The sequence below is a fragment of the Mucilaginibacter rigui genome, assembly GCF_014773275.1.
Classification (GTDB): Bacteria; Bacteroidota; Bacteroidia; order Sphingobacteriales; family Sphingobacteriaceae; genus Mucilaginibacter; species Mucilaginibacter rigui_A.
In genome coordinates, this window is record NZ_JACWMW010000003.1 from 222471 (window position 1) to 238494 (window position 16024).

Here is a 16024-nt window from a genome sequence, read left to right on the forward strand (position 1 = left end):
TAAAATGGCACAAGTGAAAAATAATTACCAGTTTGAGGATATGCTGCAAAAGCATAATCTTAAAAAAACTGCGCCGCGGTTAAGGGTGCTGTCCATGATGTACTCAAAAAATACAGCCACCTCGCAACCCGATCTGGAGAGTGTAATGAACGATATTGACCGCGTTACCCTATACCGAATACTGAATGTTTTTGAAGAAAAAGGCATTATCCATAAAGTGTTCGACCTGAATGGTACGGCCAACTACGCCGTTTGCCATTCCGATTGCCAGGAAAACCATCACCACGATGAACACCTGCATTTTAACTGTACCGTTTGTAAAAACGTGTACTGCTTAAACGAATTGAATATGCCCAGGCTAACGCTGCCGGCAGGGTTCGAGGCGCAGGGCTTTACGTTGTATGCATCGGGCCTTTGCCCAAAGTGCAGCAAAAAAAGTGCTGTAAAAGTTAATTGATTTGCAACAATATTGCTATTAAACCAAAGGCGGCTAAAAACGCCTTTAAACGGCCTTAAAACGCCAAAAAACGACCTTCAAAGAGAATTTATAGTATTGAATTATACAATGTTGGTTAAATTTGCGTTCCCTAATAACATAAATGGCTAAAAAATATTTCAGGCTGATCTTTACCGTCGGCGCACTTTCTTTTTACATGCTGCTGTGTTCGTTTACGCCTGCGGCAGATACTATTCAAAATGCGGGTTTTAAGCTTAAAACCATCATTATTGATGCAGGCCATGGCGGCAAGGATGCCGGTGCAAAAGGGTTGTCGTCGTTCGAGAAAAATGTGACCCTTTCTATAGCCAAAAAGCTACAAGCTGCTATTCAAACCCAATTTCCGGATATCGCCATTGTGATGACACGTACCGACGATACCTTTATCGAGTTGAGGCGGCGGTCGGACATTGCCAATAAATCGCAGGGTAACCTGTTCATCTCTATCCATTGTAATTCATCCGCCGAAGGCACCGCCTATCGTGCGCATAAACAAAGCGGGGTAATGCTGCTCATCTACGGTATAAAAAGGGCCGGTGAGCAACTGGAGGCCATGCGCGAAAACGCATCCATCCTGATAGAAAAGGACCAGACCCAATACGAAGCCCTTGATGCCGACGACCCGGCAAATGCCATTATCCTAAGCGCCTTTGCCAAAAAATACCGTAAGCAAAGCATCAAGTTTGGCGAGTACTTAAATATGGAATTCACGGAGACCGACGGCCGCCCGTCTATCGGCGTTCGCGAGCAAAGCCTTTATGTACTGGCCAACAGCGGTATGCCGGGGGTATTAATTGAAACAGGTTTTATTAACAACCCCGATGAAGAAGCCTACCTTAATTCGGATACAGGGCAGAACGAGATCGTTCAAAGCATTGTGCGTTCTATAAAAGCGTACCGGGATGTGCTTACACTGCAGCAGTAGTTTATTAACGTAAAGTTTATCTTAAATTATTAAATTAATAGCATAAAACGTTATATATTAGATAATGCTTGCCCGGCAAAAAGGGCAGGCATTTTATAAACGTTTTCATCTGCTCATGCTTTACTACCAGCACTACTCTTTTGATCTGTGGTTAACACTCATCAAATCAAACCCCGATTTTAAACTCCAGCGCGCTCACTTTTTTCAGCAAAATTTTAATAAAACAGGCAAATCTGTTGAGGAGATAGATAAACTTTTCAGGCAGGTTGATGGCATGTGTAACGCCATCAACGAAAAAACCGGCAAGAATATCGATGCCGACGAAATGTACCTGATGGTAATAAGCCTCATCAATGGCAACAGCTTAAGTATTGACGATATAGATTACACAGCCCTGCACCTTAAAATGGAGGATCTGTTATTTAAATACCCTCCGCAAATGTACTCGGCTGTAACAACAGAGGTGCTGGAGCATCTAAAACAAAAAAGCGGAGCAACTTTTAGTTTGTTGAGCAACACAGGATACATCACCGGAAAATCATTACGAAAGGTATTAGCACTTTACGGGTTGGATAACTATTTCGATTTTCAGCTTTACTCTGACGAGGTGGGCATGTCAAAACCAAACCCCGAATTTTTTAAAACGATGCTGAATAACATTGATATATGTAACCCGGACAAGGATATCCCGCTGAAGAATATCATCCACATCGGCGACAATCCGAAGAACGACACGCAGGCCGCGGATGAAATGGGTATCAGCTCATTGCTTATCAATTCAAACCAAACCACCATTTTAAGCCTTATAAGCTAAATCCCAGTCATGACATCTACCACATATTCTTTACACCATATACACCACCATACCACCTTTGGCTTTGATGCCGGTGATTATAGTCGCTTTAAATTTGGCGATGGGGCGGTATCAAAAGATTTTGGCATTGCGCTGGCAGATGGCTTTATCAGCGAATACCTTACGGAGAACCCTGTTACACAACAAATAGTGGTTATATCCAGTCCGTATTCGTTCATCCCAACGGCCACCTTTGCTATGAAGAACTGGTTTGTTTATCGCATTAACCATTGGCTGGCAGAACAAGGTTTATCCGTTGTACAGGAAGCCAAGGTACACCGTACCATCACCTATAAAGAAGATTATGGTGAGTTAAACGCCGAGCAGCGAATGAACCTGATAGGTAACGACCAATTCCACATAGATAAAGATTTTTTGCAGGGCAAAACGCTGCTGTTTTTAGATGATATACGTATTACCGGCAGCCACGAGCGCATGATCATGAAAATGGTTGATGCGTATGGCCTGGATAACGATATACACATGCTGTACTTTGCCCAATTGATCAATACAGATATTCACCCTAACGTAGAGAATTACCTGAACTACTACCAGGTTAAAAGCATTTTCGACCTGGACGGCATCATCAAAAGCGGTAATTTTTGCATCAACACGCGTATTGTAAAATACATATTAAACTATAGTTTTGACAGCTTTTGCATGTTTATTGAAAACCAAACGGCCGATTTTGTAGAACAGCTTTACAACATGGCTTTGGGTAACGGGTACCATACCATTGAAGCATATGAGCGTAACCTTAACTTTATAAAAAAACAACTATTTGAACATTCTGCTTTAGAAAGAGCCGGATGAGGTTAAAACCCTATTTCGCTTGCGGAGAGAGGGTGGTAAAACAAAGCAATGACCGGGTGAGTTAAATTAGTGCACTTTACATGTGGGCTATGTTACTCACCCTGACTACGCTACGCTGGTCGACCCTCTCTGCTGTGCAAAGAGGGTGAAAAAAGAAACTCATTCTGCTTTGTAGAAGCAGGATGGGATATAACTTTATAAAAAAACGTTTAATTAAATAATTATAACTAAATACAATATGGCAATTAACCTTCAAAAAGGGCAGCGCGAAGCTATTGATGCCCCTAAATTTACAATAGGCTTAGGCTGGGATACCAATACATCATCAACAGGGGCAAGCTTTGACCTGGATGCATCTGTATTTGTGATGGGCGATAATAAAAAGATCCTGAGCGATGAGTATTTTGTGTTTTATAACAACCTTAAAACACCTGATGAAGCTGTTGAGCATACCGGCGATAACCTGACCGGCGCAGGCGATGGCGACGATGAGCAGATCAAGATTGATCTGACTAAAATAGATCCGCGTGTAACCGAGATCTGCATTGTGGTAACCATCCACGAAGCCGAAAGCCGCCGCCAGAATTTTGGCCAGGTGCGTAACTCATTCGTACGTATTTTTGATGCAGCCACCAATACCGATATCCTGAAGTATGAGCTGGAAGAGGATTTCTCGATAGAAACAGCGGTAGAGTTTGGCCGTATTTACAAACGCGATAACAAATGGAAATTTGAGGCAGTAGGCGCCGGTATGAAAGGTGGCCTGCAGGATTATTTAAATAAATATAATTAAGCTAAAAGCAGAAAGGTTAGAGCAGAGAGCCGCTCAGGTGTTTTAGCTTTACACTTTCTGCTTTTAGCTCACAGCTAAAAACAAAAGGAAATGGCAATAAATCTTCAAAAAGGGCAACGCATAAGCCTCGAGAAAAGCAACGGCAGCAAACTGCAAAGCGTTTGCGTAGGTATAAACTGGGGCGCTATAGAAAAGAAAGGTATTTTTGGTTTCGGCTCGTCTAAAGAAGCGGTTGACCTGGATGCCAGCTGCGCTTTGTTCGACGAGAATAAAAAACTTATAGATGTAGTTTACTTTGGTAACCTAAAATCAAAAGACCAGGCTGTGCGCCACAGCGGTGATGACCTTACCGGCGATATGGGTGGCGATGACGGTTTGGATAACGAAGTGATAACACTTGATTTTGGCAGCCTTAACCCGGCTGTAAAACACGTGGCCTTTGTGCTGAACAGCTTTAGAGGCCAGGATTTTGGCACCATTCCGTTTGCATCCATCCGCATTTATGAGGGTACACCGAAACGGGTGAACGAGATCTTTGCGACGTATGATATTGCGCACGATGCCAGCTTCAGGGGCCACGTATCTATGGTGATGGGGATTTTCTACGTTAAAAACGATGAGTGGAAATTCAATGCTATTGGCGAACCAACCAAAGACAGGAAGCTGGAAGAAACCGTGAATACGGTAATGAGGAATTTTTTGTAAATTACATTAGCCGGATTTGCGCGGCGGGTTCCCCTCTTGAGAGGGGCAGGGGTGTGTTACTACGCGTTTAAACACACCCCCCCGCCATTACACAATCCCGGCGCACCCCTTCAAGAGGGGATCGAATCTCATTAATATTAAAAAATACACAATGGAAAACAACCTAACCAACGAAGGTGCCGGCCTGCCTGATTTTAATGCAACACCTGCAGCAGCAAGCACCAACACCCCGGTTAAACTTGATAAAGACGGTAATGTTGACCTAACCAACATCACCCCGGATGAGGTAAAAAAATACAGCGAAAAAGGCAAGGACCTAAACCCTGCCGATGTAAACTCTATTTTAAATTATGGTACGGATGTGCAGGCTTCTATGGAGCGGTACAGCAATACCTTCCTGTCGTCAGTACGTACGTTCGATTCGGGCGAGGTAGGCACCTTAATTACCGACTTGCTGCACGAATTAAATTACATTGATGTAGACGAGCTGGAGCAAAACGCGTTTGTAAGGATCATATCACGTATCCCTATTTTGCGTACCCTGGTTATGGATACCAAAAAGATGTTTGCCAAGTACGATCTGGTGGTTAACAACGTTGATAAGATCACCAATAAAATAAAAGCAGGCCGTGTAAATTCTATTAAGGATAATGCATCGCTGCAAACCATGTTTGATAGCAATGTAGATTACATTAAGCAAATGGAAGAGCTGATCATTGCCGGGCAGCTTAGGTATAAAGAGCTTAACGAACAGTTGGCCGTAATGGATGGTAACCCATCGGCCTACCAGGATTATGAAATAGCTGACCTGCGCGACTATGTGAACCGCCTTGATAAACGCCTTGCCGATTTGAAGGTAGTGCGCTTTATTATGCTGCAATCGCTGGCGCAGATCCGCGTGGTGCAAAATAACAATACCACCATTGCCGAGAAGGCGCAGTCAATAGTATCAACCACCATCCCGGTTTGGAAAAACCAGCTCACCATTGCCGTAGCGCTGAACAGGCAAAAGGCCAATGTGGAGATGCAGAAGAAGATATCAGACACTACGAACACCATTTTACAGAAAAATGCAGAGTTGCTTAAGCAAAACAGTATTGATGTAGCCCGCGAAAATGAGAAAACTGTGGTATCTTTGGATACTTTAAAACGTACCACACAATTGTTAATTGAAACTTTAACCGAAGTGAAGAGGATACATGATGAGGGTACACAAAACAGGAAAACGCTTAATACGGAGTTACAAACTTTAGAGGCAGAGCTCAAAAAGAATGTAACAAATACACGTTAACCGGCATATGGATGAAAACAGGCTAAACATATTAAATGCATCAACACGCGTTATCAGCAAACTACAGCTGCTATCGGTGTTTTTTAATAACGATGTAATTTATAAAATTTACCTGCGCACCCAAGTACTGCACCAGCTTTTTCAAACCAATCCTGAGCTTGATATTAACCAGCTGGAGATGTTTCATCTCCAGTTTACCCAAACCCTTATTGATCTGCTTAAAAAGATCAAAAAGAACAACGAGGCCCAGGCCGACCTGCTTTTGAAGGAGGTGGCCCTGAATAACCAGTTGATAGAGCAAATGGACGATTCGGTTTACACCGAGCATAATTTTAGTAACGATAAGCAGCGGCAGGCTTTAAAAATGAGCCAATCGTTGCGTAAGCTGTTCCAGGTGCTGTCAGATAACTCGTCGGAGTATCCGTTTACGGGTAATATCAATAAGTTCAGCGCACATTTTTCTGGCGATTACTTTTTCAGTATCTCCACCGAATTGGTTTATGACTTGCTGCAATATAACCCTGCCGATGTTTATACCAACGAGTATGCAACCATCCAGCGTAAACTGATGGGCGCCTTATGTAAGTATGATTTTAAGATTGATTTTTACTGCGGATTGCGCGCCAATGATATTGTGCTGGAAGTTTACCGCTTTACGGATGTGAACAGGTACTTCCTGTTCTCGCCGCTTAACAATTTGCTTTTGTTTTGCGATGTGGGCAAACTTGGCGATATTGACTTGAAAAATACGATAAGCAAACGCGAGCGCATGATGCGCGAACTGCGCGATAAAAATGTGCAGCTAACAGGCAAGGCAGGTTTAATGAAAACCAACCTGCCCGAAAATATTACGGCCCTGCTGGCCGAAGACTATAAGAAGATAGCCGATGTGAACTTTTTGGCACACATGAACGCGTTTGACGTGCAGGCTAATATTTTAAAAACAATGCTAAACACCGATATAATTTAAACTCACGTATGGATTTTTTACACACATTGCTTGGCCCTGATATAAAAGCGGGCCTGTTGATTGTGCTCAACCTTATTGTTATCGAAAGCCTTTTATCGGTAGATAATGCCGCTGTACTGGCCACCATGGTGCTCGATCTGCCAAAACATCAGCGCGCACGTGCATTGCGCTATGGTATTGTAGGGGCTTATGTACTGCGTGGGGTATGCTTGTTTCTGGCAGCGTGGCTGGTTAAAATATGGTGGTTAAAACCATTGGGTGGCTTGTATCTGTTATACCTCGCTTTTGACTATTTTAAAAAGAAACTTGCTGCTAAAAATGCCGAAGGCGATGAAGAAGAGTCGGTTGATAAAAGCAAAAATTGGTTATACAAATCAACAGTTGGCCTTATTGGTACCTTTTGGGCAACTGTTGCCCTGGTTGAACTGATGGACCTTGCCTTTTCAATAGATAACGTATTTGCAGCCGTGGCTTTTACCGATCACGTGTTCCTGATCTATACCGGTGTGTTCATCGGTATTTTGGCTATGCGTTTTGTAGCGCAGGCTTTTGTAAAGCTGATGGAAAAATTCACCTTCCTTGAAACGGTTGCCTTTATGGTTATCGGTGTATTGGGAGTTAAGCTAACTGCTTCATTATTTGTGCATTTTGATAAGGAATCTCCTATATCAAAATTTTTAGAGGGCGAAACAGCTGATATTGCCGTATCGGTATTTACGGTATCGGTATTTATTATTCCGGTGCTTACTTCTATCTTCTTTAACTTCCCTAAAAAGAACATCATCAAACCCGAAATAGCCGAAGAGGCCGAAGGCGTTTTAGATAAAAGCTAAGCCTGGTTTAACAATAAACAAGATATCATTGCGGGGAGCGTAGCGACGCGGCAAACTCAGCATATCCGAACATCCTATAAGATTGCCGCGCTATCGCTCGCAATGACATGGTTAATTTTTAATAATGAATAAACTCATCGCATCAATTTTCGGTATAGGATACGTAAAAGGCGGCGGCACGCTGGCTGCTATAGTTACCTGTCCGTTTATATGGCTTATGTGGCAGCAGCCGTTTTTGCAAAGCCCCTGGTACCTGGTAGGGGTAACCGTTATAATAACCCTGCTGGGCATTTACGTTGGCGACAAGGTAGAGCCGTTTTGGGGCAAAGACAGTTACCGCGTAGTGATAGATGAAGTTGCCGGGATGCTGGTAACCATGCTGTTCATCCCGCCCAATTTATACTACCTGCTGATAGGCCTGGTGCTGTTCCGCTTTTTTGATATCGTAAAACCGCTTGGCATCCGTAAAATGGAAAACTTACCCGGCGGTACGGGGGTAATGATGGATGACGTATTGGCCGGCGTGTATGGTAATATTGTATTGCAGGTTATTGTATTTCTTGTTGTTAAGTTTTATGGAAATGCCTCAATCGATGTAAGCATTGGAATAGGCTAAATTCAGGATAAATAATTACCTTAGTTTTTAAACTTTAAACTTTATCGAGGCATGACCTTTTTTACCTATGCTGCGCTGTTTTTACTTGCAATTCGCTTGCGCAGGGCCATAAAACTATCACCCATAACCGCAAAATGGAACGCACCGCTATATGGGATAGCCCTATCTACCATTGGGATAGCTTTTTTGCTGGATGATTTGCTGCCCAACGATGAAATAGAAGGATTAATAATTGCATTGCTGCTGTTGGGAGTAGTGGAGTTTTTAAAGCGCGAACCCGATTTTAAGCGTTTCCATGTATTGATCAATGCACATTATCCAATTATAGCGGCGGCCATACTCTCTAATATAGTAGCGCTCATCAGCATAAAGTTTTATAAAAAATATGATGATTATTTCCAGGCCGCGCAATTAGCCGCTTTCGGCTGGATCTTTCTGCGTGTTGCCACCTCCAAAAAACAACAAAGCGAACTCAAGCGCATCAGCGAGCGTAAGGACGAGCTGGAACTGCTGGTTGCCCAGCGCACTGCAGAAATAACCAAGCAGCGTAACGAATTACAGGAAACTGTAAAAGAACTACAGGCTACCCAGGCCCAGTTGATACAGCAGGAAAAGCTGGCATCGTTAGGGGAGCTTACTGCCGGTATAGCACACGAAATACAAAACCCTTTAAACTTTGTAAACAATTTCTCTGAAGTGAGCATGGAGCTGATTGAGGAGATGGAGGAAGAGATGGCCAAAGGCGATATGGAAGAGGCTACCGCTATTGCTAACGATATTAAACAAAACCTGGAAAAGATACGCCACCACGGCAAACGTGCCGATGGTATTGTAAAAGGTATGCTACAGCATAGCCGCGCCAGCAGTAATGTTAAGGAACCCACAAACCTGAACACCATTGCCGATGAGTATTTCCGCCTGGCTTATCATGGTTTGCGCGCCAAGGATAAATCATTCAACGCTGACCTGGTGACTAATTTTGACCCGGATCTGCCATCTATCAATATCGTATCGCAGGATGTTGGCCGCGTGTTGCTTAACATGTTCACTAATGCGTTTTACGCGGTGCATCAAAAGCAAAAAACAATTGGGGGCGATTTTAAACCCCGTGTTGAGGTATCAACCCGTACTATAAAAACGCCAAAAGGCAGCGATGTAGAGATCATTGTAAAAGACAATGGCAGCGGTATTCCTGATGCTATTAAGGATAAAATTATGCAGCCGTTCTTCACTACCAAACCGGCAGGCGAGGGTACCGGCCTTGGCTTATCGCTTAGCTATGATATTATTGTGAAAGCACATAAAGGCCATATCAACATCAATAGTAAAGAAGGCGAAGGCTCTGAGTTTGTTGTTACCCTGCCCGTTGCCTCATAAGCTGGTTTACCCTGTTTATAAATTATTGCAACGCGTAAATTTGAATTATATATCTTTAAGCCCTATATGAAAATACTAGTCGTAGACGACGAAGAAGACGTTCAGCCGCTATTTTTACAGCGGTTTCGCAAAGAGATCAAGAGCCACGAAGTAGAGTTCGACTTTGCGCAATCGGGTGAGGAAGCATTGAATTATCTGAAAGATAAGCATTCGGAAGTGGTGCTGATCCTATCTGATATTAACATGCCGGGCATGAGCGGGATTGAGCTGCTTACGCACATCCGGGAGGATTTCCCAACCCCGCCGCCGCCCGTGGTAATGATGATAACCGCCTATGGCGATGAAGAAAACTACAAGCAGGCTATGGATAAAGGCGCTGATGACTTTTTGACCAAACCGCTTGATTTTAACTTACTGAAAGAAAAACTTAAAACTTTATAGCACACAAAATGGCTAAGATACTGGTAGTGGATGACGAAGCTGATCTGGAGATACTGGTAAAACAAAAGTTCCGCCGCAAGATCAGGGAGAACGAGTACGAGTTTATTTTTGCGCAGAACGGGGAAGAAGCTTTGGCACGCATCAAAGAGAACCCCGATCTGGATATCATCCTGTCGGACATAAACATGCCCGTAATGGACGGCCTTACCCTGCTTACTCATTTACCAGAGGCCAACCCCACACTTAAGGCGGTAGTGGTATCGGCCTATGGCGATATGCAGAACATCCGTACCGCCATGAACCGCGGCGCGTTTGATTTTGTGATGAAACCGGTTGACTTTGACGATCTTGACATTACCATGCAACGTACAATTACCTACGTAAGGCAATTGCAGGAAACCCTAAAGGCTATTAAAGAGAACAACATCCTGAAAATGTACGTGGACGAGAATGTGCTGAATTTTATGACACACAAGGAGTTTGAAGGCAGCCTGATGAAGAACGAACTGCTGGAAGCTACCGTGATGTTTGTTGATGTTTGCGGCTTTACAGCCATTACAGAGCATATACCTGCCAATACGGTTGTTAACCTGCTTAACGGCCTGTTTGATAAAATTGTAAAAGAAATTATTGCCCAGGGCGGCCATGTAGATAAGTTTATGGGCGATGCTATCATGGCGGTGTTCCGGGGAGAGTTTCATTTGGATAGGGCGATAGATGCAGCCCTGGCCGTAAAAGCACACCTTAGCGACGAGCCGGAAATTGACGCAGGCAACGGCAAAAAATTTAAACCCAATATTTCGGTAGGGATCAATTCGGGCGAGATGGTGTCGGGCAATATCGGCTCGGCCTCCCTAAAACGCCTGGACTATACTGTTATTGGCGATTCGGTGAATTTGGCGCAGCGCCTGCAGGGCATAGCCACCGCCGGGCAGATCATCATTACAGAGGATGTATTCCACAAAGCCAAAGAATCGTTCCGGTGCAAACCTAATGGCGAATTTACGCTGAAAAATAAGCTTAAGCCGGTAAATACTTACGAGGTTATAGAGTAGCGGGAGCGGGTTTAAGATAATAGAAGATACTTCGCGTCTGTTACTGGTATAAGTTTTCAACTTATACCTAAAATGAGTTAAGCTTTCAGCTTAACAGCCTTATTCTGTTAATAAATTTCGGCTCATTTATTTGTTTTATTTCGCAAGCTGAAAGCTTGCCATGTTTTAGGTCTAAGTTGAAAACTTAGACCAGTATTGGGACGCGAGGTATCGCGTCTCTACATTAGATTTATTCCCTGTTAGTGCCTTGCCCTGCGCTTCAGCACTCCTCCCGCGGCTTCTTTAATAATGCTGGTGAAAATGAACGCCTTCGGGTCTATCTCATGTACCATATTTTTCAGGCGCCTAAGTTCTAAACGGGTAACTACAGTAAATACAATATCAACAGGGTGATGTACATCAAAACTTTCTTTTAAAAAGCCACGCTCGCCTTTATAAACAGTAATACCACGGCCAAGTTGTTTTACCAGCATTTCTTTTATCGCAACGTTTTGGCCGGATATAATGGTAACGCCGGTATATTCTTCCAGGCCTTCAATCACAAAGTTGATCATCCTCGAAGCTGTGTAATAAGTAATGATAGAGTAAAGGGATGTAACAAAACTTACCTCTAAAGCAGCTATCAGGAAAATAACAACGTTAATACCCAGTATGATCTCGCTTATGGTAAAACTAATGCGCTTACCGGTGTATAGCGCCAGCACCTCTATACCATCAAGTGCGCAGCCGCCGCGTATGGCCAAGCCAATACCCGTACCCATAAACACACCGCCAAATATGCACACAAGCAGCTTATCGGATGTTATTTTGTCGGGATAAGGCAGGTAAAGCAGGCAAAGGGCCAGCCCGATTATAGCCAGCATTGTACGCAAAGCAAAGGTTTTGTTTACCTGTAAGGCCCCCATAATAACAAATGGAATGTTTGCCAGGATAATTACGTAAGCAATATTAAAATGGTAAAGCTCGTGTATTAGCAGGGAGATCCCCGTAACCCCGCCATCAAAAAAGCCATTGGGTATCAGGAAACTTTTTAAGGCAAACCCGCAAAACAAAATTCCCGCTATGGTATAAATAGTGTCTGTTATTATTGATCGTGCAGTAGGCGCTGTACTCATTTCGGCAATAGAAGTTTTAGTATGTAAAGTTCTTAAATTTTCTTGTTGTTTTGGCTGCCTGTTTTTTAAAGATGAGGCTGTAAAGTACCGGTGGTTTTGCAAAAACGTGGTTTGCAACTTATCCCATTCCTCTATGTTGCTGATGTTGCCAAAGGCCAGCATTTCGCGATAGAGTTTATTGCCGGTAGTTAAAAAATCGGTACGGCCAAGGTAATCAAGGTCGGCGTCACAAATAATTTGTTCCAAAAGATTAGCAGGTTGCTGTGGCAGCTGTGTTGCCATAATTAGCATGCAGATCTTTTCAATATCCTCCTCATTATAACCAAATTTTGGTAAAGCTTCCCGGGTTATTTTGCAGGATGATAGCTCGTGGTCGTGGTTGCCTAACAGGTAACCACAATCGTGGTAAAGGGCAGCAAGCAGCAGCAGTTTGGTATCCGCTTCGTTTAAGTTCTCTTGCTTAGCAATGGCAGCAGCTGATTGATAAACATCAAGGGTATGGTCGGCATTATGGTAATGAAACTGCGTGGGCAGTTCGGTACGCAACCTGTTTAATATATATATACCCTCGGGGCTATCTACCATAATCCTAAACCAATTCTGTTGCGCTAAGATATTAATTTGAGGGGATAGTTACCAAGGTTCTTTTAGCTTCGTTAGTTTACTCACCTGGTCGCTGCTTCGTTTGACGACCCTCTCTTCGCTGCGCGGAAAAGAGGTTTGATAATTTCTTCACCCTCTTTGCGTACCAGAGAGGGGCGACCAGCGAAACGCAGTCGGGGTGAGTAAATGACCGATAGCCTTAACATTGCCTGCCTGCCTTTTGTCACCATTCCCTGATTAATGTGACTGCAACGTCATATAATATAGTTGCAGCTGCAATAGGGGCTATTTAGCATTAATTTTGAATAACATCTGCTAAAATAAGATGTTAATCCATCTGACAGAAGAAGACTATGAGCGCAAAGAAATTATCAGATATAAAGTATTCCGTATTGGACCTCGCCACCGTTGTAGAGGGTAGCAACCCGGCCGACAGCTTCAAAAAAAGCATGGAAGTGGCGCAACTTGCCGAAAAAATTGGCTACACACGTTATTGGTTTGCCGAGCATCATAATATGATGAATGTGGCCAGTTCTGCAACATCAGTATTAATAGGTTATATTGCCGGTGGTACTTCAAAAATAAGGGTAGGCTCGGGTGGTATTATGCTGCCAAACCATGCGCCGCTTATTGTGGCCGAGCAGTTTGGCACGCTTGCATCGCTTTATCCGGGCAGGATTGATCTTGGCCTTGGCCGTGCGCCGGGTACCGACCAAATGACCGCCCTTGCCATCCGTGGCGAAAATTTTAACGCGGCACATAACTTCCCGAGGGATATTGTGCGGCTGCAAACCTACTTTTCGGCAGATAATGCAACAAGTAAGGTAAGGGCTATCCCTGGTGAGGGGTTGGAAATCCCGATATGGGTGCTGGGTTCAAGTACCGATAGCGCCAAAGTTGCAGCGGCTATGGGTTTACCGTACGCTTTTGCCAGCCATTTTGCACCAACGTATTTTATGGAGGCTATTAAAATTTACCGCGACAATTTTAAGCCTTCCGAATACCTGCAAAAGCCATACGTTATGGCCTGTGTAAATGTGGTTGCTGCAGATACCGACGGCGAAGCCGAGTACCTGGCCACATCTGTAAAACAATTTTTTATGGGTGTGGTAACCGGTAAAAGGCAATTGCTGCCACCCCCGGTTAAAAGTATGGACAGTGTATGGAACGTGTTTGAGGAAGAAGCCGTAATGCAAATGCTGGCTTATTCGTTCATCGGCGGGCCGGAGAAGATCAGGGCGGAGTTAACCTCATTTGTGGATGAAACCGGTATTGATGAAGTAATGGCCACTTCGCATATTTTCGACCATCAATCGCGTATGTACTCTTACAAGGTATTTGCCGATGTGATCCGTAATACCAACTACGCCCCGCTGAATATCGAACTATAAAATATTTTTGTGTTTTAAGCAAGAAAAGGCTGCGATAGTGATATCGCGGCCTTTCTTGTTAATTATGATGTGCCTTTATTGAACAATAATAGATACGTTCTCTACTTTCAACTCTTCCTGCGGTGCACCACCATATTTTTTGATGGAGATGTTAAAGTTGGGTTGGCCACCCGCTTTAGAGAGGTTAAACTCCTTTGATATTTCAAAAGTGAATGTTTCCTGCATTTTAGTGGGCATTCCTTCCATTTTCATATCCTCCATACCCGAGTGATGGTCGGCGCCGAAAAAGGTCATAAAACCGCTGAAGTAATCGCTTTTTGAATTAGCCACAGCGCCTTTTGGCAGGTTCAAAAACACCTCGTAACCACCTTTTGGCGCTTTGGTGTATGATACTGTAACGTTCATAAATACCTTTTGGTTAGCATTGCTTTTTAATAAATTGGTTTTAGCTGTATTGTTGGCTACCGTAAAATTGGTAACCCCCTTATTCACTACTACATTTGGTGACTGCGAGGCCAGTGCGTTTTTAGCCTGTAGCTGTAGCGGAGCTGCTTTTAGCACGTTGGCAGGTTTGCCTTGCACAGGGGTGTCGTCGTAATCATAATCCATAGTGTATAGTATCTTCATAACCTCCTCCATGGTGTATTGCACCTTTTTGCCGTTCTCATCAAAGAAAATATACGGCCACGGTACAGATTTTAACTCTGCAAGGGTAACTTCCTGTCCGTTATTGGTGTTGGTCCATTTTTGCCAAACCCGGTCTATGTTGGCGTGGTGCACCCAAAAGATAGGGTCGTATGCAGCGGTTTTTACATCCTGCATCAAACCGCCGCCTTTGTCAAATTTTTGCTTAATGGAGTTAAACATGCCTTTGCCGGCCTCGCTATTACCATAGCCAATATAATCGTGCATGGCCCCGTGAGGTGCCGCGTTCATATTTTTATTAAAACCCGCGTAGGTGGTGTTATCAAACAGGTTTTTTAGATCAATAAATTCCAATATTTCGCCGTGTAAGGGGGCGCCGTTGTTCAGGCTGTCCAAGCGGGCTTTTTCATACAGGCTCGATTTGGTATCTCTGTAAATAGCCGGCATGGTGCGGCTTTGCTGCGCGTTCACGGTATCGGTATAGCCCCAGTAAGGTAAACTAAAATTTGGGTCGCCGGATAGTTTGCGTACTATCTTTTCAAAATGATAAATATACAGCCTGTGCCATACCAAAAAGTGGATCACCTCTTTTTTTGATTTGGTATGCGTGCAGTTATCCCAGGCCTCTTTCAGGTCTTTTGGGTAATGATAGCTGGCGCAAAAAGGGTTGTTGGGGATAGTATCAGGCACCCAATGGATAGCCCCCTGGTAATACCAGCTGCTGGTGCTGTCGCAATCCATGGCGCGCATAATGCCCAGGGCTTTTTTCAGGTCAGCCATGTCTTTTTCAGCTTTTGGAGAGTAAAGACTTTTACGTAGATAACGTACTTGTTGTGTGCCCTGTAGTGCTTTTTCAGTATTGCCGCTTTGATTTCCGCCGCAGGCGCTCAGGGTTGCAACAAATAAAATAGCTCCCCATTTTAGTGGTTTGTTCATTGTGATGTGTTTAAGGTTAGGTGATATAAATATACGGTATGGTAAAGCGCTCCCGAAAGGGTGTAAATAGCTTTTTTGCGAATAGCTATTAATAAGTGAAAATGTTAAAACCTACAAACCGCACTTAATGAAGTAATAGTACGTTTTAACGTTGTATGTATAAAAT

General features: G+C 43.6%; 16 protein-coding genes. 14 read left to right on the forward strand and 2 right to left on the reverse strand.

Annotation, left to right across the window (positions count from 1 at the left end; translation table 11 throughout):
• Positions 1-4 precede the first annotated feature (4 nt).
• From IDJ75_RS14450 to IDJ75_RS14510, 13 genes are all read left to right on the forward strand, one after another.
• Entirely contained in the window at positions 5-457 is a 453-nt protein-coding gene (locus IDJ75_RS14450; protein WP_191176339.1) for a Fur family transcriptional regulator, read from the forward strand.
• Between the two features lie 142 nt (positions 458-599).
• The gene (locus IDJ75_RS14455; RefSeq protein WP_191176340.1) at positions 600-1421 is read left to right on the forward strand and encodes an N-acetylmuramoyl-L-alanine amidase family protein; all 822 of its coding nucleotides are present in this window, start codon (positions 600-602) and stop codon (positions 1419-1421) included.
• 64 nt (positions 1422-1485) lie between these two features.
• Positions 1486-2235 (forward strand): HAD family hydrolase, encoded by a 750-nt coding sequence (locus tag IDJ75_RS14460; RefSeq protein ID WP_224746611.1) that lies wholly within the window; start codon positions 1486-1488, stop codon positions 2233-2235.
• Positions 2236-2244: 9 nt separating this feature from the next.
• On the forward strand, positions 2245-3087 hold the full coding sequence (locus tag IDJ75_RS14465) for a phosphoribosyltransferase family protein (protein WP_191176341.1): 843 nt from the start codon (positions 2245-2247) through the stop codon (positions 3085-3087).
• Between the two features lie 238 nt (positions 3088-3325).
• Entirely contained in the window at positions 3326-3880 is a 555-nt protein-coding gene (locus IDJ75_RS14470; RefSeq protein ID WP_191176342.1) for a TerD family protein, read from the forward strand.
• Positions 3881-3970: 90 nt separating this feature from the next.
• The gene (locus tag IDJ75_RS14475; RefSeq protein WP_191176343.1) at positions 3971-4585 is read left to right on the forward strand and encodes a TerD family protein; all 615 of its coding nucleotides are present in this window, start codon (positions 3971-3973) and stop codon (positions 4583-4585) included.
• 151 nt (positions 4586-4736) lie between these two features.
• Entirely contained in the window at positions 4737-5876 is a 1140-nt protein-coding gene (locus IDJ75_RS14480) for a toxic anion resistance protein (protein ID WP_191176344.1), read from the forward strand.
• A gap of 7 nt (positions 5877-5883) precedes the next feature.
• A complete protein-coding gene (locus IDJ75_RS14485; RefSeq protein WP_191176345.1) occupies positions 5884-6846 on the forward strand; it encodes a hypothetical protein in 963 nt (320 codons plus the stop codon).
• An 8-nt stretch (positions 6847-6854) separates the two neighbouring features.
• Positions 6855-7679 (forward strand): TerC family protein, encoded by an 825-nt coding sequence (locus IDJ75_RS14490; protein ID WP_191176346.1) that lies wholly within the window; start codon positions 6855-6857, stop codon positions 7677-7679.
• Between the two features lie 124 nt (positions 7680-7803).
• Positions 7804-8295, forward strand: coding sequence for a phosphatidylglycerophosphatase A family protein (locus IDJ75_RS14495; RefSeq protein WP_191176347.1), 492 nt, complete (start codon positions 7804-7806; stop codon positions 8293-8295).
• A 51-nt stretch (positions 8296-8346) separates the two neighbouring features.
• On the forward strand, positions 8347-9672 hold the full coding sequence (locus IDJ75_RS14500) for a sensor histidine kinase (protein WP_191176348.1): 1326 nt from the start codon (positions 8347-8349) through the stop codon (positions 9670-9672).
• 66 nt (positions 9673-9738) lie between these two features.
• Positions 9739-10113, forward strand: coding sequence for a response regulator (locus IDJ75_RS14505; protein WP_191176349.1), 375 nt, complete (start codon positions 9739-9741; stop codon positions 10111-10113).
• Between the two features lie 8 nt (positions 10114-10121).
• Positions 10122-11168, forward strand: a complete 1047-nt coding sequence (locus IDJ75_RS14510) for a response regulator (protein WP_191176350.1) — start codon at positions 10122-10124, stop codon at positions 11166-11168.
• Between the two features lie 239 nt (positions 11169-11407).
• On the opposite strand, the gene IDJ75_RS14515 is transcribed toward IDJ75_RS14510, so the two are convergent.
• Positions 11408-12868, reverse strand: coding sequence for a YitT family protein (locus IDJ75_RS14515; protein WP_191176351.1), 1461 nt, complete (start codon positions 12866-12868; stop codon positions 11408-11410).
• Between the two features lie 371 nt (positions 12869-13239).
• Here IDJ75_RS14515 and IDJ75_RS14520 point away from each other — a divergent pair, with 371 nt between their 5' ends.
• Complete coding sequence (locus tag IDJ75_RS14520) at positions 13240-14277, forward strand: LLM class flavin-dependent oxidoreductase (RefSeq protein WP_191176352.1); 1038 nt, start codon at positions 13240-13242, stop codon at positions 14275-14277.
• Between the two features lie 75 nt (positions 14278-14352).
• Here the strand turns inward: IDJ75_RS14520 and IDJ75_RS14525 are convergent, their stop codons facing one another.
• Entirely contained in the window at positions 14353-15858 is a 1506-nt protein-coding gene (locus IDJ75_RS14525; RefSeq protein WP_191176353.1) for a tyrosinase family protein, read from the reverse strand.
• Positions 15859-16024: the final 166 nt, after the last annotated feature.